At 70.7% G+C, this 24312-nt stretch carries 28 protein-coding genes; 14 read left to right on the forward strand and 14 right to left on the reverse strand.

From position 1 onward, the window contains the following. Window positions 1–226: 226 nt before the first annotated feature. Window positions 227–556, forward strand: a complete 330-nt coding sequence (locus tag G3T14_RS00680; RefSeq protein WP_348645179.1) for a hypothetical protein — start codon at window positions 227–229, stop codon at window positions 554–556. 48 nt (window positions 557–604) lie between these two features. Here G3T14_RS00680 and G3T14_RS00685 read toward each other — a convergent pair whose 3' ends face one another. From G3T14_RS00685 to G3T14_RS00695, 3 genes are all read right to left on the reverse strand, one after another. Beyond that, window positions 605–1288 (reverse strand): SDR family oxidoreductase, encoded by a 684-nt coding sequence (locus G3T14_RS00685; RefSeq protein WP_163639092.1) that lies wholly within the window; start codon window positions 1286–1288, stop codon window positions 605–607. A 170-nt stretch (window positions 1289–1458) separates the two neighbouring features. Next, the gene (locus G3T14_RS00690; protein WP_163639093.1) at window positions 1459–2169 is read right to left on the reverse strand and encodes an MgtC/SapB family protein; all 711 of its coding nucleotides are present in this window, start codon (window positions 2167–2169) and stop codon (window positions 1459–1461) included. A gap of 46 nt (window positions 2170–2215) precedes the next feature. Continuing rightward, entirely contained in the window at window positions 2216–3115 is a 900-nt protein-coding gene (locus G3T14_RS00695) for an alpha/beta hydrolase (RefSeq protein ID WP_163639094.1), read from the reverse strand. A 279-nt stretch (window positions 3116–3394) separates the two neighbouring features. Here G3T14_RS00695 and G3T14_RS00700 point away from each other — a divergent pair, with 279 nt between their 5' ends. From G3T14_RS00700 to panC, 10 genes are all read left to right on the forward strand, one after another. Further along, window positions 3395–4408, forward strand: a complete 1014-nt coding sequence (locus G3T14_RS00700) for an AAA family ATPase (RefSeq protein WP_246732823.1) — start codon at window positions 3395–3397, stop codon at window positions 4406–4408. Window positions 4409–4416: 8 nt separating this feature from the next. Beyond that, the gene (locus G3T14_RS00705; RefSeq protein WP_163639095.1) at window positions 4417–5349 is read left to right on the forward strand and encodes a DUF58 domain-containing protein; all 933 of its coding nucleotides are present in this window, start codon (window positions 4417–4419) and stop codon (window positions 5347–5349) included. 66 nt (window positions 5350–5415) lie between these two features. Continuing rightward, window positions 5416–5910, forward strand: a complete 495-nt coding sequence (locus G3T14_RS00710) for a DUF4381 domain-containing protein (RefSeq protein ID WP_163639096.1) — start codon at window positions 5416–5418, stop codon at window positions 5908–5910. A 4-nt stretch (window positions 5911–5914) separates the two neighbouring features. Further along, window positions 5915–6943, forward strand: coding sequence for a VWA domain-containing protein (locus tag G3T14_RS00715; protein ID WP_163639097.1), 1029 nt, complete (start codon window positions 5915–5917; stop codon window positions 6941–6943). After that, window positions 6940–7869, forward strand: a complete 930-nt coding sequence (locus G3T14_RS00720) for a VWA domain-containing protein (RefSeq protein ID WP_163639098.1) — start codon at window positions 6940–6942, stop codon at window positions 7867–7869. Before G3T14_RS00715 ends, G3T14_RS00720 begins: the two co-directional genes overlap by 4 nt. Continuing rightward, window positions 7869–8762 carry a tetratricopeptide repeat protein gene (locus G3T14_RS00725; RefSeq protein ID WP_163639099.1) on the forward strand — a complete coding sequence of 298 codons (894 nt, stop codon included), beginning with the start codon at window positions 7869–7871 and terminating at the stop codon, window positions 8760–8762. Before G3T14_RS00720 ends, G3T14_RS00725 begins: the two co-directional genes overlap by 1 nt. Before the next feature lie 83 nt (window positions 8763–8845). Beyond that, window positions 8846–10090 (forward strand): BatD family protein, encoded by a 1245-nt coding sequence (locus G3T14_RS00730; protein ID WP_163639100.1) that lies wholly within the window; start codon window positions 8846–8848, stop codon window positions 10088–10090. A 52-nt stretch (window positions 10091–10142) separates the two neighbouring features. Next, complete coding sequence (gene bla, locus G3T14_RS00735; protein WP_163639101.1) at window positions 10143–11039, forward strand: class A beta-lactamase; 897 nt, start codon at window positions 10143–10145, stop codon at window positions 11037–11039. Between the two features lie 80 nt (window positions 11040–11119). Then, entirely contained in the window at window positions 11120–11533 is a 414-nt protein-coding gene (locus G3T14_RS00740) for a hypothetical protein (protein WP_246732824.1), read from the forward strand. Between the two features lie 89 nt (window positions 11534–11622). Then, the gene (panC, locus tag G3T14_RS00745; RefSeq protein ID WP_163639102.1) at window positions 11623–12483 is read left to right on the forward strand and encodes a pantoate--beta-alanine ligase; all 861 of its coding nucleotides are present in this window, start codon (window positions 11623–11625) and stop codon (window positions 12481–12483) included. Between the two features lie 13 nt (window positions 12484–12496). Here panC and G3T14_RS00750 read toward each other — a convergent pair whose 3' ends face one another. The 9 genes from G3T14_RS00750 to G3T14_RS00790 all read right to left on the reverse strand — a co-directional run bounded on the left by G3T14_RS00750 (window position 12497) and on the right by G3T14_RS00790 (window position 19613). After that, the gene (locus G3T14_RS00750) at window positions 12497–13846 is read right to left on the reverse strand and encodes a PHB depolymerase family esterase (protein ID WP_163639103.1); all 1350 of its coding nucleotides are present in this window, start codon (window positions 13844–13846) and stop codon (window positions 12497–12499) included. A 69-nt stretch (window positions 13847–13915) separates the two neighbouring features. Continuing rightward, entirely contained in the window at window positions 13916–14341 is a 426-nt protein-coding gene (locus tag G3T14_RS00755) for a CopG family transcriptional regulator (protein ID WP_163639104.1), read from the reverse strand. 115 nt (window positions 14342–14456) lie between these two features. Further along, the gene (dnaQ, locus tag G3T14_RS00760; RefSeq protein WP_163639298.1) at window positions 14457–15185 is read right to left on the reverse strand and encodes a DNA polymerase III subunit epsilon; all 729 of its coding nucleotides are present in this window, start codon (window positions 15183–15185) and stop codon (window positions 14457–14459) included. A gap of 61 nt (window positions 15186–15246) precedes the next feature. After that, window positions 15247–15855, reverse strand: coding sequence for a dephospho-CoA kinase (gene coaE / locus G3T14_RS00765; protein ID WP_163639105.1), 609 nt, complete (start codon window positions 15853–15855; stop codon window positions 15247–15249). Continuing rightward, entirely contained in the window at window positions 15852–16706 is an 855-nt protein-coding gene (locus G3T14_RS00770) for a shikimate dehydrogenase (protein ID WP_163639106.1), read from the reverse strand. The genes coaE and G3T14_RS00770 overlap by 4 nt, the downstream gene beginning before the upstream one ends. Continuing rightward, window positions 16703–17677, reverse strand: a complete 975-nt coding sequence (locus tag G3T14_RS00775) for a cation diffusion facilitator family transporter (RefSeq protein WP_163639107.1) — start codon at window positions 17675–17677, stop codon at window positions 16703–16705. Before G3T14_RS00775 ends, G3T14_RS00770 begins: the two co-directional genes overlap by 4 nt. 113 nt (window positions 17678–17790) lie before the next feature. Beyond that, window positions 17791–18408, reverse strand: a complete 618-nt coding sequence (locus tag G3T14_RS00780) for a Maf family nucleotide pyrophosphatase (protein ID WP_163639108.1) — start codon at window positions 18406–18408, stop codon at window positions 17791–17793. Between the two features lie 60 nt (window positions 18409–18468). Beyond that, window positions 18469–18648, reverse strand: a complete 180-nt coding sequence (locus G3T14_RS00785; protein ID WP_246732841.1) for a hypothetical protein — start codon at window positions 18646–18648, stop codon at window positions 18469–18471. 134 nt (window positions 18649–18782) lie between these two features. Continuing rightward, window positions 18783–19613: a pyruvate, water dikinase regulatory protein gene (locus G3T14_RS00790; protein ID WP_163639110.1), complete on the reverse strand. Its 831-nt coding sequence runs from the start codon at window positions 19611–19613 to the stop codon at window positions 18783–18785. Window positions 19614–20131: 518 nt separating this feature from the next. On the opposite strand from G3T14_RS00790, the gene hemE reads away from it, so the two are divergent. The 3 genes from hemE (at window position 20132) to G3T14_RS00805 (ending at window position 22132) form a co-directional block, all read left to right on the forward strand. Continuing rightward, window positions 20132–21229 carry a uroporphyrinogen decarboxylase gene (gene hemE, locus G3T14_RS00795; protein ID WP_163639111.1) on the forward strand — a complete coding sequence of 366 codons (1098 nt, stop codon included), beginning with the start codon at window positions 20132–20134 and terminating at the stop codon, window positions 21227–21229. Continuing rightward, window positions 21229–21669: a protoporphyrinogen oxidase HemJ gene (gene hemJ, locus G3T14_RS00800; protein ID WP_163639112.1), complete on the forward strand. Its 441-nt coding sequence runs from the start codon at window positions 21229–21231 to the stop codon at window positions 21667–21669. Before hemE ends, hemJ begins: the two co-directional genes overlap by 1 nt. A gap of 112 nt (window positions 21670–21781) precedes the next feature. Continuing rightward, window positions 21782–22132: a lysozyme inhibitor LprI family protein gene (locus tag G3T14_RS00805; RefSeq protein WP_163639113.1), complete on the forward strand. Its 351-nt coding sequence runs from the start codon at window positions 21782–21784 to the stop codon at window positions 22130–22132. A gap of 7 nt (window positions 22133–22139) precedes the next feature. Here the strand turns inward: G3T14_RS00805 and hisG are convergent, their stop codons facing one another. Both hisG and G3T14_RS00815 read right to left on the reverse strand, forming a co-directional pair. Beyond that, window positions 22140–23123, reverse strand: coding sequence for an ATP phosphoribosyltransferase (hisG, locus tag G3T14_RS00810; RefSeq protein ID WP_163639114.1), 984 nt, complete (start codon window positions 23121–23123; stop codon window positions 22140–22142). After that, entirely contained in the window at window positions 23116–24288 is a 1173-nt protein-coding gene (locus G3T14_RS00815) for an ATP phosphoribosyltransferase regulatory subunit (protein ID WP_163639115.1), read from the reverse strand. The genes hisG and G3T14_RS00815 overlap by 8 nt, the downstream gene beginning before the upstream one ends. Window positions 24289–24312 lie beyond the last annotated feature (24 nt).

The following is a 24312-nucleotide window of genomic DNA, read 5'->3' on the forward strand; positions in this document are numbered from 1 at the left end:
GCCGGACTATCCGCTCTCCGCCCCCGGGCCGCAATTGCGTGGTATTCTGACGCATCACCGATCGGGGTCGCCCTGCGGCCTGCCGATTGCTTCGAGTCCACCCGCTGCGATCGGCCAAGACCTGCTCCCGCGCACTGCGCGCGACGCAACCGACGCCCGCAATTGATGCACTGCACAAAGCACAACGGCGGAGTATGGTGGTGGGATGCCCAGCGCGAGCCCTGTCGTGAAGAAGATTCCGAAATCCTTCCAGGATCTCCCGCCGATCCGGGTGCGCCGGGAGCCGCCGACGATCTCGGAGGCGGTGGCCGCCGCCCAGGATCTCGCCGACGAAATCGAGCATCAGGTGGAGATCGCGGCCGGTCTGATCGGCCTGCCGGCCGACGAGGTCCGGCCGCACGTGCTGGCCGCCGCCAAGGCCAAGCCGGACCGCACGCCGGAGCACATCTTGAGTGCGGGCAGCCCGAACCGGGCGCCCCGCACGGTGATCGTCGAGCGCCGCACCCGCCCACCCGTCATCGTGGAACGCCGCGGCCGTCCGCCGATCGGACGATAGGAACCGCGACCGCCCCGAATCACGGAGCGGTCGAAGCGCCGGCGTTCTCTACCAGTCCAGCGTCTTGCCGGTGTAGTCGACATAGACACACCCGGTCTGGCCGAGATGGCCTTCGAGCACGTCGGTCATGCCGGTGACGCTGGTGGGCACGTCGATATCGGCGTCGGCCCCGCCCATCTCGGTGCGGACCCAGCCCGGATGCATCAGCACCACGCCGAAGCCCGCCTCGCGGTGGCGAATCTCGAAGCTGCGGGCGAGGGTGTTGAGGGCTGCCTTGCTCGCCCGGTAGTTCTCCCAGCCGCCCGCCTCGTTGAGGCCGACGCTGCCGAGGATCGAGCTCATGAAGGCGACGAGCCCGTTCTGAGAGAGCCGGTCGAGGAACGCTTCGGCAAAGCGCACCGGGCTGATCGCATTGGTGAGATAGACCTGGGCGGCGACGTCGCGGGGCACCGCATGGAGCGGCTCGTGGGCCTGCGTCGCGACGCCGGCCACCACGAAGATCAGGTCGAAGCTCTGCCCGGACAGGCGCTGATGCAGGGCGGCCACCGCGGCATCGTCGTCGATGTCGGCGGTCGCGACGGTGAGCGCCGGCGACGCCAGGGCCGCGAGGCCCTGCGACGGCGAGCGCTCTGTGGCGGTGACCCGCCAGCCGCGCTTCAGGAAGGTCTCGACGAGGCCGAGCCCGAGGCCGCGCGAAGCCCCGACAATGAGCGTGTTCTTCTGGTCTGCCATGGTGTTGAATCCTCACGGACGGGATCGGGGACGGCCGGAGGCCGATGCCCGATCCCTGTGCGTCGGAAGGTCGGGCGGTGGGTGCCATGCGGCAATGCGGCGAGCTGCGCCCGGCGTGCGCGGGCGCACGGAGATCACGTCGACAGACTTGAAGCCGGCGGCCGGTGCGATCAGTCGGCGGTCTGCACCGACCACGTGGCGTGGACGACGCTCGGCGCGCGCGCCAGGGCTGACACCACCGCGTCGAGTTCCGCCGATTCCACCGCCGTGGCCACCAGGGTCGCCACCACCTCGACGGTGTCCTCGCCGCGTTCCACCACCTCGATTCCGCCGACCGGGTAGTTCGCCGCCTCCAGCCGCTCCACCAGGAGGTCGCGGGCCGGACCGGCCTCGTCGGCCTGCACCGTCACCTGGACCTCGTAGGTCGCCTCGGTCTGACTCTCGTCGATGGGCGCCCGGTTGATGGCGTTGACCAGGGGCCGCAGCAGGGTGTTGCCGGCCAGCACCGCGGCGGTGACGAAGGCCGCCTCCAGCGGGAAGTCGGCGCCCGCGAAGGCGCCGACGGCGGCGGAGCACCACAGGGTCGCGGCGGTGTTGAGGCCGCGCACGTTCATGCCCTTCTTCATGATCACGCCGGCCCCGAGGAAGCCGACGCCCGAGATCACGTAGGCCACGGTACTCACCGCCCCGCGCGACCCTTCCAGCCGCATGCCGAGATCGACGAAGGCCGAGGCGCCCACCGCCACCAGGACGTTGGTGCGCAGGCCGGCGGTGCGCTGGCGATACTGTCGCTCCGCCCCGATCAGGGTGCCGAGCCCGAAGGCGACGATCAGGCTGATCGCGGAATTGACGAATTCGGGAAGGGGCGTGAACGCGCTCATGAGCGCTTCAATCGCGGTCCCGCGTGACGGAACCGTGACAGCCCCGCTATCCGGCGAGGAAGCCGCGCAGGGCGTCCAGCGTCCCTTGCGGGTTCTCCTCCGCCAGGAAGTGGCCGGAGATCAGGTCCGCCGCCACGGCCCCGGGGGCGAAGGTGCGCTGCCAGGCGGCGAGCGGGGTTTCGGCGCTGCGGTCGAGATAGCCGTCGCCGGCCAGGATCAGCGTCGGGCAGGCGAGGATGCGTCCGTGCGCGAGATCGGCCAGATCCGCCTCGCGGTCGCGGGTCGCCCCGGCCCGGTAATCCTCGCAGGCGGCATGGATGCGCTCGGGCACGGCCCAGCTCTGACGGTAGAGATGGAGGGCGCCGGGGGCGAAGGCGGCCAGCGACGCATCATTGCTCCAGTCGCGCAGGAGCCCTTCGTGATAGCCGGTGGGATTGCGCCCGATCACGGTCTCGGGTTCCGGAGCCGGCCGGGCGAGGAAATCCCAGTGCGAGTGTTTGCCCGAGGCCTCGATCCGCTCCCACTGGACGAGGGTGGGAAGGATGTCGAGGAGGGCGAGCCGCGCGATCCGGCCCGGTTCGTCGAGGGCCAGACGATAGCCGACCCTGCCCCCGCGATCGTGCCCGACGAGACTGAAATGCACGTGGCCGAGATGCTCCATCACCGCCACGACGTCCTGCCCAAGGGTGCGCTTGGCGTAGGTCTCGTGGCGGGGATCGCTCGCCGGCGCCGCCGACCAGCCATAGCCCTTGAGGTCGAGGCAGACCACGCGGTGGGTGCGGGCGAGCGCCGGGGCGATCCGATGCCAGCAGGCATGGGTCTGCGGGAAACCGTGGAGCAGGAGGAGCGGCGGCGCCCCCTCGGGGCCGCCGGCACGGACGAAGAAGCGGCCGGCCGGCACGTCGATCCAGTGGGCGCTGAAACCGGGAAAGAGGTCCGTGGTCACGAGGCTGACTCCGCATCAGGCCGAGGTCGAGTCCCGCGCGGCCCCGTTTGGCGAAGGTCAACGCGCGAGCGAGGGCAAATTGCCCGACCGCCTTCGATGGTGCGCAATCGGGATTGACGGGTGCCCCGGGCAGCGGGCACACCGGAACGGATGTGGGTCCCTTAAGAGCCCGCCCCGGAAGGACACGCGCATGTTGCAGGACATCGTCGCTGCCGAAGGTCCGGCCTGGATGGGCCGGTCGGCCGCCGACCTTTGCCCCTCCTCAGGAGCCCTGTGCGCATGAGTGGAGCGACCCTGGCCGCACGTCCCGTCACGACGAGCGTTCCGCCATCCGACGAAGCCCTGCGCGCGCGTATCTTCGCCTTGCGCGACGGCCTGCTGCACGGCCTCATCGGTGCCGATGCGCTGGTGGAGCGCCTGCTGATCGGCCTGCTCACCGGCGGCCACCTGCTGATCGAGGGCGCGCCCGGCCTCGCCAAGACCCGTGCGGTCAAGCGCCTGTCGGACGGGCTCGACGGGAGCTTCGCCCGCATCCAGTGCACCCCCGACCTGATGCCGGCCGATCTCACCGGCACCACGGTGTGGCGCCAGGATGCCGGCGACTTCGAATTCCTGCCCGGCCCGCTGTTCCACTCCCTCGTCCTCGTCGACGAGGTGAACCGCGCGCCGCCCAAGGTGCAGTCGGCGCTGCTCGAGGCGATGGCCGAGAGCCAGATCACCGTCTCGGGCCACACCCACGCCCTGCCCGACCCCTTCATGGTGGTGGCGACGCAGAACCCCATCGAGCATGCGGGCACCTTCCCGCTGCCGGAAGCGCAGCTCGACCGCTTCCTGCTCCACGTGGTGGTGGAGATGCCCGACGAGGCCGCCGAGCGCCGCATCCTCGATCTCGTCGAGGGCGAACTGAACCACCATGCCGAGGCGATGGCGGTGCAGCTCAGCGTCGACGAGGTCCGCGCCGCCCGCGCCGCCGCGCTGTCGGTCTACGTCTCGCCGGCCCTCAAGGACTATCTCGTGCGCCTGGTGGCCGGCACCCGCACCGACGCGGCAGCCTCCGATCTGCGCGCGTCCATCGAGCACCCGGCCTCGCCGCGCGGCACCCTGGCGCTAATGCTCGCCGGCAAGGCGCGGGCCTATCTCCGGGGCCGCGACCATGTGATCCCCGAGGATATCGCCGATCTCGCCGCCGACGCGCTCGCCCACCGCATCGGCCTCACCTGGCGGGCCGCCGCCGAGGGGCAGACGGCGCGCGGCATCGTCTCCGGTCTCGTCCAGCGGGTCCGGGCGCTCTGAGCCCCACCATGGCGTCGTCCTCCGTTCCAGCGACCGATCCGACGCTGTTGCCCGGCATCCACCTCTCCGGGGAGGTGCTGATGGGCCTGCGCCACCTCGCCCGGCGCGGCACCGCACCGGGCACCCGCACCCTCGCCGGCCTGCCGGGCGGCATCGTCACCCGCCGGCGCGGGCGCGGCTCGGAACCCGACGACGTGCGGCTGTGGTCGGAGGGCGACGACCGCCGCCACATCGACCGCAACGCCACCGCCCGCACCGGCATCCTGCACGTCCGCACCCATCACGACGAGCGCGACCGCGCCGTGGTGCTGCTGGTGGATTTCCGACCCTCGATGCTGTTCGGCACGCGCCGCGCCCTGCGCTCGGTGGCGGCGGCCGAGGCGCTGGTCCTGCTCGGATGGCGCATCGTCGGGGATGGCGGCCGGATCGGTCTCGTGGCGGCGGGCCTCGGTGAGCCCGTGGTCTTGCGCCCCGCCGGTGGCGAGCGCGCGATGACGGCGGTGACCGGCGCCCTCGCCATGGCCCATGCCCGCGCCCTCGACGCCGCGGACACGCAGGATCCGCCGCTCTCCTCCGCGCTCACCCTGGCCCAGAGCCTGCTGCCCTCCGGCGGTCACTTGGTGATCGGCTCGGCCCTCGACGCCCCGGGGCCGGATTTCGAGCCCCTCCTCACCGCCCTGGCCGAACGCCTGTCGATCCGCCTCGTCCTGGTGAGCGATGCCTTCGAGCGCACCCGTCCGCCGGGCTTCTATCCCTTCGCCACCGCCGATGGCCGGCGTGGCACCGTACAGGCGGCCCGCACCGATACGGTTTCTGCCGCGAGTGCAGACGCCCGCCTCGTCGATTACGCCCGCCGCGGCATCGCCGGCCTGCGCCTGGACGTGGAGGCGAGCCCGGAAGCCTATGCGCCCCTGATGGAGCGGCTCGATGCGGTGCTGTAGCGTAACCGCCCTGTCCCTCGTCCCGCCGCGGAGCGGGTTTCGCTGCGCTACCGGGGACGTCACCGCGTGATCGCCGCCGATGCCCCGGCCAGCCTCGACCAGCTTCGCGGCCTGCATCTGCCCGCCCATGCCGCCGGTGCCGCGCAGGGCGAGGTGGTGCTCGCCATCGCGCTGGGGTTCGCCGCCGCCCTGTTGATCGGATTGTTCCGAATCCTGCGCAACCGGCAGAAGAACACGGTGCGTCGGGCGGCCTTACGCGAACTCGCCGCCACGCGCGCGCTGCCGCCCGATCGGCGCCTCGTCGCCCAGGCCCAATTGCTGCGCCGGCTCGCCCGTACGGTGCGGGGTGATGCGGCGGCCTCGGCGCAGGGGTCGGACTGGGCCGGCATCCTCGACGGGCTGTTCGCTACGGATTTCTTCACCCGCGGCGCCGGCCAGGTCCTGGCGAGCGGCCTCTACCGCCGCGAGACGCCTAAATCCGAGACTTCCAAACCCGAGACTTCCAAACCCGAGCTGATCGATGCCGAACTGACCCGCCTGTTCGCGCGGATCGGGGCCTGACGCCATGCCGAACTGGCTCACCGCCTTCGCCTCGACCTTCGACATCGCCAGCCCCTATGCGCTGCTTCTCCTGCCGCTCCCGCTGCTGGCCGCCCGGCTGCTGCCGCCGGAGCGGGTCGGATCGAGCGGAGCCCTTCGGGTGCCGACCTCCCTCGTCGCCCAGGCCACACGTGGTGACGGAATCGCGGCGCGCGGCCGGAGCCGGGGCTTCCTGGTCTGGACCCTGTGGATCGCCCTGGTGGTGGCGCTCAGCGGACCGCGCCTCGTGCTCTCGGCCCTGGCGCTCCCGGCCTCGGGCCGCGAGATCATGCTGGTCATGGACCTGTCGGGCAGCATGGAGCGGCGCGATTTCGCCATCGACGGACAGACCGTCTCGCGGCTGGCGGCCGTCAAGCGCGTCGGCGGCGAGTTCATCCGCCGCCGGGCCGGGGACCGCATCGGCCTCGTGATCTTCGCCAACGAATCCTACGTGGCGGCGAGTCCGAGCTTCGACACCGGCACGGTCGCCCGCGCCCTCGACGAGGCGACCATTGGGCTGGTCGGCCGTTCCACCGGCATCGGTGACGGCCTCGGCCTCGCCCTGCGGCGCCTGACGGCGACGCCGTCCGGAGAGGCAGCGGCCAAGGCCGACGTCAAGACCGACGTCAAGACCGCCAAGGTGGTGATCCTGATGACCGACGGCGCCAACAATGCCGGCCAGACCACTCCGCGCGACGTGGCGGCCCTCGCCAAGGAACTCGGCGTCACCGTCCACACCATCGCGCTCGGCCCCCGCGACGAGACCAATGCCGAGGGCGAGCAGGACGTGGTGGATACCGAGGCCCTGCGCGACATCGCGCAGATCACCGGCGGCCGGATGTTCCGGGTGAAGACCACCGACGATCTCATCGCCACCACCGCCGCCATCGACGCGATCGAGGGCGGCCGGGCCAAGGCACCTCCGGTGCCCCTGCGCAAGGACCTGTGGCCGTGGCCGGCCGCCCTTGCGTTCCTGTGCGGAGCCGGGCTGCTTGCCGCGAGGCGGGCCCGGTGAGCGCGCTCGATGCCTTCGCGCTGCTGCGTCCGTGGTGGCTTGCGGCGATTCCCCTCGTCGTGCTGCTGGCGCTCCGGGCCGCGTGGCGCTCGGCGCCCCTCGGCGACTGGGCGCGGGCGGTCGATCCGGGCCTGATGGCGCTCCTGGCCAAGCGCGGCGCGGTGCTGGGTGGGCGCCGGCAGGCGAACCTCGCCGCGGCGCTGGCGGCGGGATTCATCGCCGTGGCGCTCACCGGACCGGCGATCGAGCGGCCGGACGCGGTAACGTTCCGCAACCTCGACGCCACCGTGATCGTGCTCGATCTGTCTCGCTCCATCGCGGAGGGCGGCCGGCTCAAGGATGTGCGCCAGATCGCCGACGGGGTGGCGCAGGCGGCCGGCACCCGCAGCGTCGCCGTGGTGGTCTATGCCGGCGATGCCTATCTCGCCGCTCCGCCCACCACCGACCGGGATGCGCTCAGCCTCACCCTGTTCGCCCTCGACGGCGACACCGTGCCCGATCGCGGCAGCCATCCCGAGCGCGGTCTCGCCATGGCGCGCCGCACCCTCGACGAGGCCGGAATCATCGCCGCCGACGTGGTGCTGATCACCGACGGAGACGGGATCGGCGATGCCGCGACCCGCGAGGCCAGCGCCATCGCGGCCAAGGGCTGGCACCTGAGCGGCCTCTTCGTGCCCGCCGGCCCCGGCCTGCCGGCCGGTTCGCCGAAACCCGACCGCACCGCCCTCGAACGCCTCGTGAACGTGGGCGGCGGCCGGCTCGCCGACCTCGATGCTCCCGGGCCGGTACTGGACTCGGTGGGGGCGAGCACGACCCAGCATCTCACCGCGGGCGGCTACACCGTGCTGGCCTTCGCCGATCTCGGCCGTTGGCTGATCCTGCTGGCGCTGGTCCCCGCCCTCGTGCTGTTCCGCAGGAGCGCCTGATGACTATGCCTCTGCCTGCCTTCCCCCTCGGCTGGACCGTCTGGGCCCGGGCCGCCGGCCTCGCCGCCGCGACGGTTGGGCTCCTCGCCCTCGCGTCGGTGTCGCAGCCGCGCACCAGCCTGGGACGCACCCTGATGGGCCTCGGCCTGCCCGGTGCGGCGGCCGCCATCCTCGACGATCCCGCCTGGCGCGGACCGGCGCTCTACCAGGCCGGGCGCTACGACGAAGCCGCCGCGCTGTTTCGCGACGGCGGACGGCGCAACGCCTACAATCTCGGCAACGCGCTCGCCCAGGCCGGCGACTATCAGGCCGCCCTCGACGCCTACGACGCGGCCCTGCTCTACAATCCGCGCGATGCCGACGCCCAGGCCAACCGCTCGCTGATGGCCCGCCTCGTCGACGAGGGCGCCGGCGATCCGGGCAAGGGCGGCGGAGTCGCCAATGCCACCGCGACGGTGGGCGCGCGCTACAACAAAACCTCGAACCAGGACCCCAACGACGACACCCAGGCGACCTCCAGCGGCGAGGGACTCGCCGGCAACAAGGAGGGCGGAACCAGTTCCTCGACGCCGGGCAACAGCAAGGTGGCGCGGCGCGGCAGGGCCGAACAGCTGGCGGTGGATTCGGGCTCCGGCGAGGCACGCGGCTCGGCCAGCGATGCGGCCGGGCGCGGGCGCACCGGTGCGGGCTCGGCCATGGTCGCCGCGGCCCCCGAGAAGGAGGTACGCCGGGTGACCAAGAGCTTCGAGGCCCACGAGATCCGGCCCGACACGCTCTGGCTCCAGACCCTGCCCGACGATCCGGGCCGCTACCTCAAGCTGCGGCTGAAGGCGGAACAGGCCGTGCGGATCGAGGCCGGGACCGCGGTGCCGGCGGGGAGCAACCCATGGTGAGGACACAGCGACGCTTGCGGCGGCCGCATCGCATTTGTCGGGGAGGGTTCCTGCACCTCCTGGCGCTCTGCCTGAGCGTATCGATGCTGCTCGTGAGCGGGCGAGCCAACGCCGAAATCGCCCCCGGCGACCTCACCCTGACGGTGACGCCAGAGCGCAACGGCAATGCAACGCCGTTCTCCCGCGAGATGGTGCTGCTGCGCATCCGCGGCGTCTATCGCCAGCCGATCCTCCTGGAGGAGGTGATCCAGCCCTCGCTCGCCAATTTCAGCTGGACCCAGCTCGGGCGCGACGCCTGGTCGAAGACCCGCCTGCCCGACGGGCAGGTGGCGATCGCGTTCGACCGGGTCATCGCGATCTTTCCCCACCATCCGGGCGATTTCACCATCGAGCCGTTCATCCACCGGCTCACCGTCAACGAGGGCGGCCAGCGCGTGGTGGTGGACGTGGCCTCGCCGCCGGTGTCCCTGCCGGTGGCGCCCTGGACCAAGCCCACCGGCGGCCCCGACGCCAAGGAGCCGTGGTGGCTGCCGGCCAAGGACGTGACCATCACCGATTCGTGGAGTCCCGACCCGGAAACGGTGAAGCTCGGCGAGACCACCCGGCGCATCGTCACCATCGAGGCGCAGGGTCTCGTCGCCGAGGGGCTGCCGCCCCGGCCGATCCTGCGCACCCGCGGTATCCTCACCTTCGCCGGCCCGGTCACCCGCGAGACCGTCGTCACGCCCACCGGCCCGGTGGCGCGGGCGACCTACCAGTGGGACGTGCGCCCGGCCGTCACCGAGGTCATCCCCCTCGACGCGATCGTCATCCCGTGGTTCGACACGGTGTCGCGCACCCTGCGCGAGGCCGAGATTCCCGCCCGCCAGATCGGCGGCGGCCTGCCCGACCGGGAGGAGGACGCCAAGCCGATCGCGCCGGCCTCGACTCTGGTGGTGGTCGCTGCGGCCCTCGGCGCCTTCGGGCTCGGCCTCGCGCTGATCGGCTTCGGAGGGAACGGCCGCGCCCAGCGCCTGCGCCTTCCCGCCAAGAGCCGCCGCGCCCTGGCCCGTGCCGCTGCCGCGGGGGATGCCGCCGCGTTCCGGACCCAGCTCGGATCGGCGCTGCAGGCCGCCCCGGATCTCGGCCCGGCCTGGCGCACGGATCCGCGGATCGCGACCGGACTCGATGCCCTCGACCGCTCGCTCTACGGACGGGTCGACTCCCCACCCCCCGACCTTCCCGCCCTGGCGCGCCTGCTGGCGCGGCCGATGGCGCGCTCCGCGACGGCCGGTCCAGCGACACCGCGCCTGTCCGCTCTCGACGGCCGGACGAACGCCACGAACTGAGTCCAGGATCCCGCGCTTCGGCCGGGCCGACCGGCACAGGATTCGACAGGCGATGCGGATATTCTCCAACCGGCGAGCCATCCTGGCGTTCGGCGCTCTGCCCCTGCTCGCCGCCTTCGGGGCTGCGGCGCAAGACCGTCGCGAGGCCGCGCGCCGGCGGGTCGCCGCCATCGAGCACGAACTCGGCGGCCGCATCGGCGTGGCGGTTCTGGACGGTTCCGGTCCCGTGCTGCTGCACGGCGCCGACGACCCGTTTCCGCTGTGCAGCACCTTCAAGCTGCTGGCCACCGCCGCGATCCTGAAGCGGGTGGATGACGGTACCCTGCGGCTCGACCAGGAGATCGCCTACGATGCGGCCGATCTCACCGCCTATGCGCCCATCACCGCCGCGGCCCTGCGGGACGGTGGCGCTGGACGGATGTCGCTCGAATCGCTCTGCGCGGCGGCGATGGTCTGGAGCGACAACACCGCCGCCAACCTGATGCTCCGGACCCTGGGGGGAGCCGACAGCGGACCGGCGGCCCTCACCGCCTATCTGCGCGGGCTCGGCGATCCGACGACCCGTCTCGACCGCACCGAGCCGACCCTGAACACCGCGATCCCCGGCGACCCGCGCGACACCACCACGCCCGCGGCCATGGCGAAGACCACGCGCATCCTCCTCACCGGCGCGGCGCTGAGAGCCGACAGCCGCAACCGACTCGAATCCTGGATGGTCGCGGCCCGGACCGGCACCAAGCGTCTGCGCGCCGGCCTTCCGCCCGATTGGATAGTCGGCGACAAGACCGGCAGCGGCGACAACGGGACCGCCAACGTCGTCGCCATCCTGCGTCCCCCCGCCCGGCCGCCGCTCGTCGCGGCGATCTACATGACCGGCTCGACCCAGCCGCCCGAGACCCGCGACGCCGCCCATGCGGAGATCGGCCGGATCCTCGCCGCGGCACTGTGACGGCCTTCGGTAACCTTTGGTTCACCATAGACTGCCAAGCCTGGACAGAGCCGAGGCTGGGATCCTTGCGGAGTGGACCGATGAACCCTGGGCCGAGTCGGGCGTGGCGCAGCCGCGCCGCACGGGACGCGTGCCTCGCCGTGGCCCTGAACGCGTCGTTCGCCTTCGGTGGCGGACCCCTGGCAGCCGCCGACTTCGTCGAGGGATCGCGCGGCTACGGCAGGGCAGACAGTTCGAATCTCTCCGACGGACCGTCGCTTCCGCGTTACTTTCCGCGCGAGGGCGACGACACCGCCCCGCCCCGTCCGGCGCAACCGGTGCGACGCGTTGTCGGCTGCGTGCCGCGTCGCGTACCGATCCCCACCGATGCGCCGGGCGATCCGAGCTATGTCGGCTCGGCCTACGGCCTGGGCAAACCGAGCTATTACGGGTTCACGCCGCCGCTCGGGGTCGACGATCCCTATGGCCGGCCGCTGCTGCCCTATTGTCCCTGACGCAGGCCGACCCGGGACGCACCGGATTCTACTTTTTGCCGTCATTGCTCTAGGTCTGCGGCCCGCTCGATCCGTTCCGGAGCCCGCCCGTGTCGTCATTCCCGTCCGTCCCCGTCTTCGACGCGGTCGCGCCTCTGCAGGCGCAGGTGGCGGCATGGCGTGCCGGCCAGGAAAGACTCGTGCTGGTGCCGACCATGGGGGCGCTGCATGCCGGCCACCTCGCCCTGATGGCGCGGGCCCGCACCATCGGTACGCGGGTGGTGGCGAGCATCTTCGTCAATCCGACCCAGTTCGGCCCCAACGAGGATTTCTCGCGGTACCCGCGCAACACCGAGGCCGACCTCGCGCTGCTAGCGCAAGCCGGCGTCGATGCCGCCTATCTGCCCGAGGCCAGCGCGATGTATCCGGCCGGGTTCTCGACCCGGATCGAGGTGGCGGAGGTGAGCGAGGGCCTGTGCGGCGCCGTCCGACCGGGACACTTCTCGGGGGTCGCCACCGTGGTGACGAAACTGCTCAACCAGGTTCAGCCGGACGTCGCGCTGTTCGGCGAAAAGGATTTCCAGCAGCTCCAGGTGATCCGTCGCGCAGTGCGCGACCTCGACATCCCGGTCTCGATCGAGGGCGTGCCGACCTTGCGCGAGCCGGACGGCCTCGCCCTGTCCTCGCGTAACCGCTATCTCGGGCCACAGGAGCGGGCGCAGGCGCCGCGGCTCCACGCCGTGCTGGCCCGCATCGCCGAAGGGCTGGTCGCCGGCAAGCCGGCGGACCCGCTGGTGGCGCAGGGCCGCGCCGCTCTGGAGGCTGCCGGGTTCGGACCGGTGCAGTATCTCGAGGTGCGCGACGCCGACAGCCTCGCCCCGGTGCCGGATGTCTCCGGCGGCCCGGTGCGGGTGCTGGCGGCGGCCTATCTCGGCACGACGCGCCTCATCGACAACGTCGCGGCCGGATAAGACTTACCGGGTATCAGGCGAGCGGGTGCTCCATGAAGAAATCCACCATGGCACGCGAGGCGTCCGGTCCGCGCGGATCGGTGTAGCTGCCCGAGGAACTGCCCCCCGACCAGGCGTGGCCGAGGCCGCGGACCATCCAGCTCTCCACGGTGACGCGGCCGGTCGCGTCGGCGTAGCGGGTTCGGATGTAGGGAAGGCCGCCCGGGCTCGCCCCCTCGTCCGCCATGGGCTTGAGCCCGTGGATACCGGCCTGCACCAAAGCCTGCTCGCCGTTGCTCGGATGGACGGTGCCGTCGCTTTCGCCATGGAAGACGATGGTCGGCATGCGGATGTCGCCGGCATCACAATCGGCCGCCGCCACCGGCCCGAGACGCATGACCGTGAGGGCCGTGGAGACGTCGCGGGCGCAGCCCGCCGCCAGACCGGAATGGATGCCCACCGCCGCGTAGAGATCCGGATAGACCCGGGCGATGTTGGCCGCCGCCGCCGCTCCGGCCGAGAGCCCGGCGATGTAGACCCGGTGCGGATCGATGCCGTGCTCTACCATCACCTTGCGGGTCAATCCGGCGATGATGCCGGCTTCGCCCGAGTCACGGCCCTGGTCGCCCGGCTGGAACCAGTTCCAGCAGCGCTGGCCATTGGCCCGGCCGCTCTGGCCCGGATAGACGACGAAGAACCCTTGTGCCTCGGCCAAGGCGTTCATGGCGGTGCCGGCGGCAAAATCGTCGGGGGATTGCGAGCAGCCATGCAGCATCACCACGAGGGGCCGGTCCGGGCCGGCCTCGCTCGGAATGAACAGCTTGTAGTCGCGCGCGCCCTGGTCGTTGGCGAAGGCACCGTCGACGAAGGCGCCGCCACCCTCGGTGGCGACCGGCCGACCCGACGGGCGGGCAAAGCCGGTTCCCCGGAAGGCCTTCGTGCCAAGTCCTGTTCCGGCAAGTCCTGTTCCGGCAAGTCCCGCTCCGCCGAGTCCTGTTCCGGCAAATCCGGAGCCAGGAAGTCCGTTGCCGGCGCCGAGTCCGCCGCCCTTCAGGCCTTCGAGAACCGGGGCGAGGCCCTGGGTGACGGTCTCCACTATCTTGCGCAGACGCTCCGGCAGCACGGCAGCGAGGCCGGACTCGCTGGAACGCGGCGCGGTGTGCTCGCGCGGGGCGGACTGGGCGGTGGACGACGGGTCGTCGATCCGCTCGGCCACGAGATCGATGGTCTGGGGCGTCGTGCCGGAACTGTGCTGTGCCGGGGCGCCGCTCAGGCCCCGCTGCAGCACGACCGTTGCTTCATGCAGGCGGCCCGCGACGGTGAGGCGGGTCGCCTCCGCCATGTCGGCGAGGCGGTCCTGCATCCGGTTGTGTTGATCGCTCATGGGTTCGGTCGCTTTCAAGCTCGACGGGGGCGAGCGGTCCGAGGTCTGGGATGGGATGCGCAGCGACGCTCAGCGCAGGCGGTCGGCAAGGGCGGCCTTGACCGCCGGGCTCGCCTGAAGGCTGCCCAGCACCTCGATGGAGGAGATCGTCGCGCGGGCGAGTTCGGGTGTGACGTCGGAGGCGATGCTGGCCAGTCCGAGAACGCGGATGTCGAGGGACTCGCCGCGCGCCTGCGCGGTTTCGAGTTCGGCACGGTCGTAGCGGCGCAGACCGAGTTCGACCCCCTTCCGGGCGACGGACTGGCGGGTCACGTCGGCATGGCGCGCGATCTGGTTGCGCACCGCCGTCCGGATGAAATCGCTCCGGTTGGCGTAGACGCTCTCGGAGACCAGGAGATCGATATGGCCGAGGTCGACGTAGCCGAGATTGATCGTGATCTTCTCGCTGTCGCAGACCCGGGCCGGAGCCTTCTGTTTCTCGACGAGCTGCAACATCACACCCTCCCGCGACCATCCACGTGGATGGTATATGGGCGGCTCATGCTGCGTTGCAATATCGAAACGCGTGCATCGCAATAACGTGAGAAGCGGGCGTTTTGCGGGGAAGGCGTCAACCGGCGGAGCCGTCCTCTCCGAGATAATCCCGCCAGACCGCGTTGGGTCCCAGCGTCGCCAGGAAGGCGGCATGCCGGGCGGATTCGTCCGGCGTCAGGCGATGGCGCAGGGTGCGCGGACCGGCCGGGACACGCTCGGCCGCGAGGTCCGCCAGCGACGCAGGCACGCCGATCTCGGCGGCGGCGAGGCCGAGGCTGGTCTGCTTGCCGCCGAGCAGCTCGACATAGACTTCCGCCAGGATCTGCGCGTCGAGGAGCGCTCCGTGCTTGGTCCGCCGGCTGGTGTCGACGCCGTAACGCGCGCAGAGCGCGTCGAGGCTGTTGGCCGCACCGGTATGCTTGCGCCGGGCCATGTGCAGCGTGTCGACCACGTCGGCGAGGTCGATGGGAGGCGGGGCCGCCGCACCGAGACGGGCGAATTCCATATTGAGGAAGCCGACATCGAAGGGTGCGTTGTGGATCACCAGCGGGGAATCGCCACAGAACGCGAGAAACTCCGCGACGATGTCGGAGAACAGCGGCTTGTCGGCCAGCATGGCATCGGAGATCCCGTGCACCCCGAAGGCGCCCTGGGAGACGGGCCGGGTCGGATTGACGAGCTTGTGGAAGGACTTGCCGGTCTGGACGTGGTTGATCAGCTCGACGCAGCCGATCTCGATCAGACGGTCGCCGTTCTTGGCGTCGGTGCCGGTGGTCTCGGTGTCGAGAACGATCTCGCGCAGCAGCATCGGCGGTCTCCCGTGGGGGTGTCGGCGGGTCCCCAGCATCGCCGGGGATGTGTCGGGTTCAAGGCCGCAGACGGGCGACGAGCGCGGCGACCTCGGCCTGTGCGTGGGCGAAGCCGAGGCTGGTGTCGAGGACGAAGGTGGCGCGGGCGCGCTTGTCGGCATCGGGCATCTGCTTGGCCAGGATCGCCGCGAAGGCCGCCGCATCCAGGCCGGGCCGGGCGAGCACCCGGGCGCGCTGAACCTCCGCCGGCGCCGTGACGACGAGGACGGCATCGCAGGCCCGCTCGCCACCGGTCTCGAACAGGAGCGGAATGTCGAGGACGACGAGGGGGGCCTGTGCATGGGTCGCGAGGAAATCGCGGGCCGCCGCCTGCGCCAGGGGATGGACGATGGCCTCCAGGGCGGCGAGGCGTTCGGGATGTCCCAGCACCAGATCGCGCAGACGCGGCCGGTCCACCGCCCCGTCGGGGCCGAGACTGCCGGGAAACTCGTCGCCGATCGCCGTGGCGGCAGCACCTCCGGGCCCATAGAGCGCGTGGACGGCGGCATCTGCATCATGAACGGGGACGCCGCAGTCGCGAAACAGCGCGGCGGTGGCGGATTTGCCCATGCCGATCGAGCCGGTGAGACCGAGGACGAACGGCTTGTCTCGTGGGCGCGCGGTCATTGCGGACCGAGATCGGCGACGATGCGTGCCCGCAGGGCCGGGGTCACCGCGGGCTCCACCCCGAACCAGCGCGCGAAACCGGGGGCGGCCTGATGCAGCAGCATCCCGAGACCGTCGACACCGACGAGACCGCGCGCCCGCGCGCTGGCGAGAAGCGGCGTCTCCAGCGGCGCGTAGACGATGTCGGCCACCACGGCCTCCGGCGGCAGGATGCCGAGATCGATGGCGAGCGGCGGGTGGCCGACCATGCCGAGCGCGGTGGTGTTGACGAGGAGGCCGGCCTGGCTCAGCGCCACGGGCAGGTCCGACCAGTCGAGGGCCGCGATGCGGGCCGGATCGAGGGCGACCAGGGCTTCGGCCCGGTCGCGGGTGCGATTGGCGACAAAGATGCGGGAGAGCCCGCGCTCGATCAGTCCGACGACGATGGCGCGGGCCGCCCCGCCGGCACCGAGGACGAGGGCGGTGCCCCGGCCGCGTTCGGGCCAATCGGCGCCGAGGCTCTGGTCGAGATGCGCGATGAAGCCCGGCGCGTCGGTGTTGTCACCGCACAAGCGGCCCTCCGCATCGAAGAACACGGTGTTCACCGCCCCGATTTTCTGGGCGCGCGGGGTCAGGACCTCGACGAGCCGGAACGCCGCCTCCTTGTGCGGGATCGTGACGTTGCCGCCAGCGAACCCGTTCCGGCGCAGGCTCCGCAGGAAGTCCGGAAACGCCTCCGGGGCCACGTCGCGGCGGGTATAGGAGCCGTCGATACCGTATTCGGCGAGCCAGTGGCCGTGGATCAGGGGCGAGCGCGAATGCGCGATCGGGTGCCCGACGACGAAGGCCTGTGTCGCAGCGGCCCGGCTCACACCACGCACTCCTGCGCCAGGGTGCAGGCGGGGCCGTCGGCCTCCTCGATCTGCAGGGTCGCGTGCGCGATCCCGAAGGTCTTGCGCAGATCCTGCGCGAGGGCGAGCAGGAAGGCGTTGCCGGGGTGGCCGCCCGGCATGACGAGATGGGCTGTGAGCGCGATCTCGGTGGTGCTCATCGGCCAGATGTGGAGATCGTGCAGGGTGGCGACACCGGGCCGGGCGCCGAGGAACGTCCGCACCGCCATGGGATCGATCCCCGGCGGCACCGCCGACAGGGCCATGGTCACGCTGTCGCGCAGCAGGCCCCAGGTCGCCCAGACGATGAGGCCGGCGATGACGAGGCTGACCACGGGGTCGATCCAGCCGGCGCCGGTGAGCACGATGGCGAGGCCGGCCAACACCACCCCGAGGGAGACGGCGGCGTCGGCCATCATGTGCAGGTAGGCGCCGCGAATGTTGATGTCGCTGCCCTTGCCGGAGGCGAACAGCCAGGCGGTGATGCCGTTGATGACGATCCCGATGCCCGCCACCACCATCACGGTGACGCCGGCCACCGGCTCGGGGTTTGCGAGCCGGGTGATCGCTTCCCAGGCGATGGCGCCGGTGGCGACCAGCAGGAACACCGCGTTGAACAGGGCCGCGAGGATCGACGAGCCGCGCAGGCCGTAGGTGAAGCGCGCGCTCGGGGCGCGCTTCACCAGCACCGATGCGGTCCAGGCGACGAGGAGACCGAGGACGTCCGAGAGGTTGTGGCCGGCATCGGCCACCAGCGCCATCGATTGCGAAGCGAAGCCGTAGCCGGCCTCGATGATCACGAACCCGGTGTTGAGCACGATGCCGATGGCGAAGGCCCTGCCGAACGAGGCCGGGGCGTGGACATGGCCCCCGCCGAGGCCATGAGCGTGCCCGTGATCGTGACTGTGTCCATGATCATGGTCGTCGTGAGCGTGATGGTCGTGTCCGGCCATGCGGGTCTCCGTGATGCCCGATTCCTTTGGAGGCGAACCCGTTCCAGAACCGTCGGTCTTTGGTGTCGCGCCAACCTCTACCGGGAACCCGAATTCCCGTCTCGGGCCGCGCTCTAGAACGCGAGCAGCTGCCGGACCCGCAATCGGGCGAGCAGCGGGATCAGCGGGAGACCCAGGATGGTGCTGTGGTCGCCCGAAATCTGCGTGAAGAGATGGATGCCGAGGCCCTCGAGCCGATAGGCGCCGACGCTGCCGAGCACGTCGGCGCCCGCCAGAGCGACATAGGCCGCGATCGCCGCGTCATCGAGGGGTCGCAGGGTGAGATGCGCGGTCTCGACGAAGGTCTCGGGCACGCCGTCCGCGCCGATCAGCGCGACGGCGGAATGAAGGCGGTGGGTGCGTCCGGCGAGTTGCGCGAGATGGTGGCGCGCCGCTTCCGCATTCGCCGGTTTGTGAAACACCGTGCCGTCGCAATCGAGCACCTGATCGGCGCCGACGACGATCCGACCGGGTGCCCGGCCCGCCACCGCCTCGGCCTTGGCCCGCGCGAGGGCCAGGGCGAGCTCGGTTGGCGCGAGCCCACCGCACTCGGCCTCGAGCGCGCGCTCGTCCACATCGGGACTCTGGGTGTCCACCGGCAGGCCGGCGCTTTCCAGGAGTGCGCGTCGGGTCGGACTGGTGGAGGCGAGGAGCAGCGGCCGGGAGCCGAGCCAGAGAGCGGAGGGATCCATCGTTCCAGTGTCACGGATCGCAGCGGAACGACAAGGCGCGCTGGGCGGAGATCCCCTCCCCTACCGTCTCATGCTGCGGAAGCGGCAGGTGCGGCCGGTGTCGCGGTAGCCGGCCGGGCAACGGCGGACGCAGGCGCCGGCGGCGAATTTGAGAGGCGGCCGGCAAGCCTGTTTCACCTGATTGTCGCCGTACATGTAGGATTGCGCCGCTCCGGCGGAGGCGGTCGATGGCATGGCCATCGGCAGCGCCAGAGTGGCGAGAATCAGAGTCGCGCAGGCCAATCGCGGGGTCATGAGTGCTCCGGTCGAGGGATCAACCGTCAACCCGCTCCACCGGCTTTGGTTCGGACTCGGCACGCGTAAAGACCGCTACGTCAGGTGGCGATGAACTTGAGCCGGTGCTCGCGATGCAGGTCGAGGATGGCGGCCGCCGTCTCCTCGATGGAGCGGCGGGTGACGTCGATGGTCGGCCACCGGTGCTTGGTGCACAGACGCCGGCACGCGGCGATCTCGTCGGCCACCGCCGATCGATCGACATAGAGCGAGGAATCGTCGGCCTTGAGGCTCAGCAGCCGGTTCTGTCGGATCTGGACGATGCGTTCGGGGCTCGCCAGCAACCCGACGATCAGGGGCTTTCGCGCGGCTTCGAGGGCCGGCGGCACCGGCATGCCCGGCACCAGGGGGAAATTCGCCGATTTCAGGCCGCGATTGGCGAGGTAGATCGCTGTCGGCGTCTTCGAGGTGCGGCTGACGCCGACCAGGATCACGTCGGCTTCGTTGATGTCGAGGGGCAGGTTGCCGTCGTCATGCGCCAGCGTGAAGTTCATCGCGTCGATGCGCTTGAAATACTCGGCGTTGAGCATGTGCTGCGCGCCGGGCCGGGCGGTGGAATCGGCGCCGAGATAGGATTGCAGCAATGCGTGAACCGGCTGCAGCACCGACAGGCAGGGTGAGCCCGTCTCGCGGCAGGCCGCCTCCAGCCGCTCGGTGAGATCGTGGCCAACCAGGGTATAGAGCACGAGGCCCGGAGCCGCCTCGATCTCGGAGATCACCCGCTCCAGCTGCGGCCCCGAGCGCACCAGCGGATAGACGTGCTCGATCGCCGAGACGCCCTCGTACTGGGCGGCGGCCGCTCGCCCGACATTGATCAGCGTCTCACCGGTGGAATCCGAGACGAGATGGAGGTGGAAGTAGCTGCGGCTCATCGAAGGGCGGTCTCCTTCGGGCGAGGAGACAAGGACCACGCGGGTCTTGTCCACCGCGGCACGGTCAGGGGAGTCGATGAATGTGGATAAGCCGGCTCGCCATAGCGGTCCAGCGGCAGACCCCGCCGAGTTGTCGACTCTTGCGTCAACAGTCGATCGAACCGGCGTCGTTGAAACGCGGTTTTGGGAGAATCAGGGACCGAAGCGCGCATACCTCATGACCGGCAGCCGCAAGGCACTGTCGGTCATCGCCTATCCCAGACATTGGACCCAATCCGTTAAAGCCCTCTTAACGCCGTGGCGACGGGGACGCCCTGTGGACAGCTTCGCGCTCCCATCATCCAGCCCTCTAAAAGAAAAAACAGAGTCCTAGATTCTCTCTTTCCTTTTAGAAGGCCGGCATGGGGATCGAAGCGGAGCGAGTGAACGACCAACAGGGCAAGACGGGTTTTCGGGGTGAGACATCCGTCCCATCGGTGCTACACACCGACAAACACAAAGCGGCTTCGGGAGATCGGATGAGCCAGGGTGATGCAGCGGACCGGGTGGTCATGCGGGTGCTCGCGGGACAGGCGCAGAAGCGCCCCCCAGCCTGGATGATGCGCCAGGCCGGACGCTACCTGCCCGAGTACCGGGAAGTCCGGGCGAAGGCCGGCTCCTTCCTCGACCTCTGCTACAATCCCGACTTCGCCACCGAGGTGACACTGCAGCCGATCCGCCGCTTCGGTTTCGAGGCGTCGATTCTGTTCTCCGACATCCTCGTGATCCCGGACGCCCTCGGCCAGAACGTGCGCTTCGTCGAAGGCGAGGGCCCGCGCCTCGATCCCCTCGCCGGTCGGCCCGAATTCGCGCGCCTGCGGGAAGCCGGTGATCCGGCGATCTTTTCGCATCTGGCGCCGGTCTTCGAGACGGTACGGCGCTTGCGGGCCGAACTGCCGAACGAGACCACGCTGCTCGGATTCTGCGGCGCGCCCTGGACAGTGGCGAGCTACATGATCGGCGGACGCGGCACCCCCGATCTCGCACCGTCGCGCGCCCTGGCGCGGCACGACACAGCCCTGGTCACGGAGCTGATCGATCGGCTGGTCACGGTGCAGACCGAGTACCTCGTGCGGCAGCTCGAAGCCGGTGCCGATGCGGTGCAGATCTTCGAATCCCATGCCGGCTCGCTGCCCGATGCTTGGGGCGCTGACGAAAACGTCCCCCCGGAGGAAGCCGGGCGCGATGCCCTCACCCGCTGGTCGCTCGACCCCATCGCGCGGATGATCGCGGGAGTGCGGGCCCGCGTCCCGAATGCGAAGATCATCGTGTTCGCCCGCGGCTCCGGTCTCGACGGCCATGCCCGCGTGGTGCCGGAGACCGGGGCCGATGCGGTGGGCGTCGACTGGTCGGTGGATCTCGCAGCCCTGCGTGCCACGGTGCCGGCCACCACCGTGACCCAGGGCAACGTCCATCCCGATACGCTGATCGCAGGCGGCGCGGCCCTCGACGCGGCGGTGGACGGCGTGCTGGCGGCCACCGAGGGCCTGCCGCATATCTTCAACCTCGGGCACGGCATCACGCCGCAGACGCCCATCGCCCATGTCGAACGGATGCTGGCGCGGCTGCGCGGTTGATGGACCTCTACCTCTGGGTCAAGGCGCTCCACATCATCGCGGTCATCTCGTGGATGGCCGGGATGCTCTATCTGCCGCGCCTGTTCGTCTACCACGCCTCCCTCCTGCCCGGCCCCGAGACCCGGGCGCAGTCCGAGACCTTCAAGGTGATGGAGCGTCGGCTCCTCAAGGCGATCATGAACCCGGCGCTGATCGCCACCTGGATCTTCGGCCTGATCCTGGCCTGGCAGAGCGGCTACTACGCCGCCGGCTGGCTCCAGGCGAAGTTTCTGCTCGTGCTCGCCATGACGGGGATCCACGGCTGGCTCGGCCGCATGGTCAAGGATTTCGCCGCCGATCGGAATACCCGCGGACACAAGTTCTACCGGGTGCTCAACGAAGGCCCGACGCTCCTGATGGTCGTCGTCGTGATCCTCGTGGTGGTGAAGCCGGGGACGTAACCCGATCCTGTGATCCGTGGATCACGCGACGGATCCGGCTGGCGGAACCGATGCGCGCATGGCGCGTGATATCGGCTTAGATCCCTGCCGAATCGCCTCTCAGGAAGTCCCCATGCCGCCGATCCGCACCGCATTCCTGGCCGTGGTGTTTGCCAGCGGCCTTGCCGGCACGGCCGAGGCGGCGAGCTTCCCGTGCGACAAGGCCGAGGCGGCCGACGAGAAGGCGATTTGCAGCCATCTGGCGCTCAACGATCTCGACGTGGAGATGGCGACACGCTTCGAGATCCTGCGCGGGATGCTGCCCATGGGCGGCAACGCCAAGCTGCGCGACGACCAGGAAGCCTGGCTCAAGGAACGCCGGACCTGCGCGGCCGATGTCGTCTGTCTCAAGCAGGCTTATGAGGGCCGCCTGACGACCCTGCGGGCTGTCTTCTCGGAATTCGCCAAGCAGGGGCCGCTGTAGCCGGTCCTCAGGGCAACCGCGCCAAAAGCCGATCCATCAGCGGGTTGTCGGGCGTGAAAGCGTAGTCGATGCGCCGCACGCTGACGGAGCCGGCCCCGGCCTTCACCAGGGCATCGGCGAGATCGAACACCGCATCGACGGGGCAATGCAGCACCATCTCCCCGCCACGGCCCTCCGGGGCGCCGTAGGGCAATGCCGCATCGTGCAAAGCGGAGATGCCCGCCAGATCGATGTCGCCGTCATCGGGCATCGCCGCCCGGATCTCGCGGGTGGTGCGGGCGCGCTCCTCGGCCTGGATGCGACCCAGCACGGCCCGCAGGGCATTGCGTTGGCTCGTCCCCCAGGGCGCGTTGAGCGAGGCGACGAGGTTGGCCTCCGAGCGCAGGATGATCCCGTCGTCGAGGATTTTCAGGGCGTTGGCGGCCAGGGTCGCCCCCGTGGTGGTGATGTCGACGATGATCTCGGCCGAGCCCGCCGCCGGCGCGCCCTCGGTGGCGCCCAGGCTCTCGACGATCCGGTAATCGGCGACCCCGTGCTCGGCGAAGAACCGGCGGGTGAGGTTGATGTATTTCGTGGCGATGCGCAGGCGCTTGCCGTGCCGCACCCGCATCTCGGCGGCGACCTCGTCGAGGTCGCTCATGGCCCGGACGTCGATCCAGGCCTGGGGCACCGCCACCACCACGGTGGCCTGACCGAACCCGAGCGGCGTCAGCAATTCCACCTGACCACGGGCGTCGGGCAGCGACTCGCGGATCAGGTCCTCGCCGGTGATGCCGAGATGGGCGACGCCGCTCGCGAGCTGAGCCGCGATCTCGGAGGCCGAGAGATAGCGCACCTCGACCCCGGGCACGCCGACGAGCTTTCCGCGATAGTCGCGGGCGCCGGTGTTCTGCGCGAGCTTGAGCCCGGCGCGGGCGAAGAAGGCGGCGGCGTTCTCCTGCAGACGGCCCTTGGAGGGGACCGCGAGGACGAGGGATTCCGACTCAGCCACGGGACGTTTCCTCGGACGATTTGGCAGGGTCGGCCGGCACGACCCGCGACAGCCAGACGGCGCAGCCCACCGCCGGCACCGGAACGGGGCTGCCGAGATGCTGCAGCAGGCCGTCGTAGCGGCCGCCGCCCACCAGGGGCGAACCGCCTTGCAGCGCCGTCACCTCGAAGATGAAGCCGGTGTAGTAATCGAGGTTGCGGGCAAAGCCCCCGGAGAAGCCGAAGCGTTCCACCGCGAGTCCGCGGGCGGCCATGAAGCCGGTGCGCTCCTCGAACAGAGCCAGGGCCTCGTCGAGCGGCGGGTGATCGAGCCCGGCCGCGCGGATCAGGTCGCGTATGGCGGCGGCGGCGGCGTCGGGTTCGCCCGCGATGGCGCGGTAGCGCTCGACGATGGCGCGGTTCTGCGCGTTGAGGCCGGCGCCGCCACTCGCCTGAGCGGCGGCCTTCGACAGGAAGCGCTCGGCGATCTCACCGGCGCTGCGGCCGCCGACGCGGGAAATTCCGGCGATGGACAACACGTCTTCCACGAAGGCGCGCACGCCCTTGGGGTCCTGCCCTTGGATCGCCGCGAGCAGGCCCGCATGCGGATCCTCGGTGGTGGCGCCGTTGGTGACCTCGTCCAGCGAACGCCCGGCGGCGATGGCCCGCAGGGTCCGGCGCTTGGCGGCCGCCGGCACCGCGAGCGCATCGAGGAGGGCGTCGATCACGCCCATGTCGCCGAGTCGTACCGCGACGTCGCCGCGGCCGAGGCTGGCGAGTCCGTCGAGCGCGAGGCCCAGCACCTCGGCATCCGCGGCCGGGGTATCGGTGCGGCCGATCGATTCGATGCCGGCCTGCAGGAATTCGTCGGGCTCGTCACGGCCGAGGCGGAAGACCGGTCCGAGATAGCTGTAATCGGCGGCAGACCCGGCGCCGCGCGCGAGGTGATGACGGCAGACCGGAATGGTGAATTCCGGCCGCAGGCACAGTTCGGTGCCGCCCGCATCCTGTGTCACGAAGATGCGCCGGCGGATGTCCTCGCCCGACAGCTCGAGGAACGGCTCCACCGGCTGCAGGACGGGCGGCATGACGCTGCCGTAGCCGGCGCCCTGGAAATGGGCGAGCAGACGCGCGGCCCCCTGCGATTGTGCCCCGGCGATCGCGCCACCTGCCTCAGGTATCGTCATGGTCCGCTTAAAGCCCCGTGCGCG

It is taken from the genome of Methylobacterium sp. BTF04, assembly GCF_010692745.1.
Classification (GTDB): Bacteria; Pseudomonadota; Alphaproteobacteria; order Rhizobiales; family Beijerinckiaceae; genus Methylobacterium.

Excerpts from the sequence above, each read along its gene's own strand:
- G3T14_RS00740 (WP_246732824.1), top strand. The coding sequence starts at position 11,120 with ATGAACCCTGGGCCGAGTCGGGCGTGGCGCAGCCGCGCCGCACGGGAC.
- G3T14_RS00750 (WP_163639103.1), bottom strand. The coding sequence starts at position 13,846 with ATGAGCGATCAACACAACCGGATGCAGGACCGCCTCGCCGACATGGCG.
- G3T14_RS00755 (WP_163639104.1), bottom strand. The coding sequence starts at position 14,341 with ATGTTGCAGCTCGTCGAGAAACAGAAGGCTCCGGCCCGGGTCTGCGAC.
- G3T14_RS00705 (WP_163639095.1), top strand. The coding sequence starts at position 4,417 with ATGGCGTCGTCCTCCGTTCCAGCGACCGATCCGACGCTGTTGCCCGGC.
- coaE (WP_163639105.1), bottom strand. The coding sequence starts at position 15,855 with ATGACCGCGCGCCCACGAGACAAGCCGTTCGTCCTCGGTCTCACCGGC.
- G3T14_RS00785 (WP_246732841.1), bottom strand. The coding sequence starts at position 18,648 with ATGGCCATGCCATCGACCGCCTCCGCCGGAGCGGCGCAATCCTACATG.
- G3T14_RS00815 (WP_163639115.1), bottom strand. The coding sequence starts at position 24,288 with ATGACGATACCTGAGGCAGGTGGCGCGATCGCCGGGGCACAATCGCAG.
- G3T14_RS00790 (WP_163639110.1), bottom strand. The coding sequence starts at position 19,613 with ATGAGCCGCAGCTACTTCCACCTCCATCTCGTCTCGGATTCCACCGGT.
- G3T14_RS00780 (WP_163639108.1), bottom strand. The coding sequence starts at position 18,408 with ATGGATCCCTCCGCTCTCTGGCTCGGCTCCCGGCCGCTGCTCCTCGCC.
- G3T14_RS00715 (WP_163639097.1), top strand. The coding sequence starts at position 5,915 with ATGCCGAACTGGCTCACCGCCTTCGCCTCGACCTTCGACATCGCCAGC.
- G3T14_RS00805 (WP_163639113.1), top strand. The coding sequence starts at position 21,782 with ATGCCGCCGATCCGCACCGCATTCCTGGCCGTGGTGTTTGCCAGCGGC.
- G3T14_RS00775 (WP_163639107.1), bottom strand. The coding sequence starts at position 17,677 with ATGGCCGGACACGACCATCACGCTCACGACGACCATGATCATGGACAC.
- G3T14_RS00730 (WP_163639100.1), top strand. The coding sequence starts at position 8,846 with ATGCTGCTCGTGAGCGGGCGAGCCAACGCCGAAATCGCCCCCGGCGAC.
- bla (WP_163639101.1), top strand. The coding sequence starts at position 10,143 with ATGCGGATATTCTCCAACCGGCGAGCCATCCTGGCGTTCGGCGCTCTG.
- G3T14_RS00690 (WP_163639093.1), bottom strand. The coding sequence starts at position 2,169 with ATGAGCGCGTTCACGCCCCTTCCCGAATTCGTCAATTCCGCGATCAGC.
- G3T14_RS00685 (WP_163639092.1), bottom strand. The coding sequence starts at position 1,288 with ATGGCAGACCAGAAGAACACGCTCATTGTCGGGGCTTCGCGCGGCCTC.
- G3T14_RS00725 (WP_163639099.1), top strand. The coding sequence starts at position 7,869 with ATGACTATGCCTCTGCCTGCCTTCCCCCTCGGCTGGACCGTCTGGGCC.
- hemE (WP_163639111.1), top strand. The coding sequence starts at position 20,132 with ATGAGCCAGGGTGATGCAGCGGACCGGGTGGTCATGCGGGTGCTCGCG.
- hemJ (WP_163639112.1), top strand. The coding sequence starts at position 21,229 with ATGGACCTCTACCTCTGGGTCAAGGCGCTCCACATCATCGCGGTCATC.
- G3T14_RS00700 (WP_246732823.1), top strand. The coding sequence starts at position 3,395 with ATGAGTGGAGCGACCCTGGCCGCACGTCCCGTCACGACGAGCGTTCCG.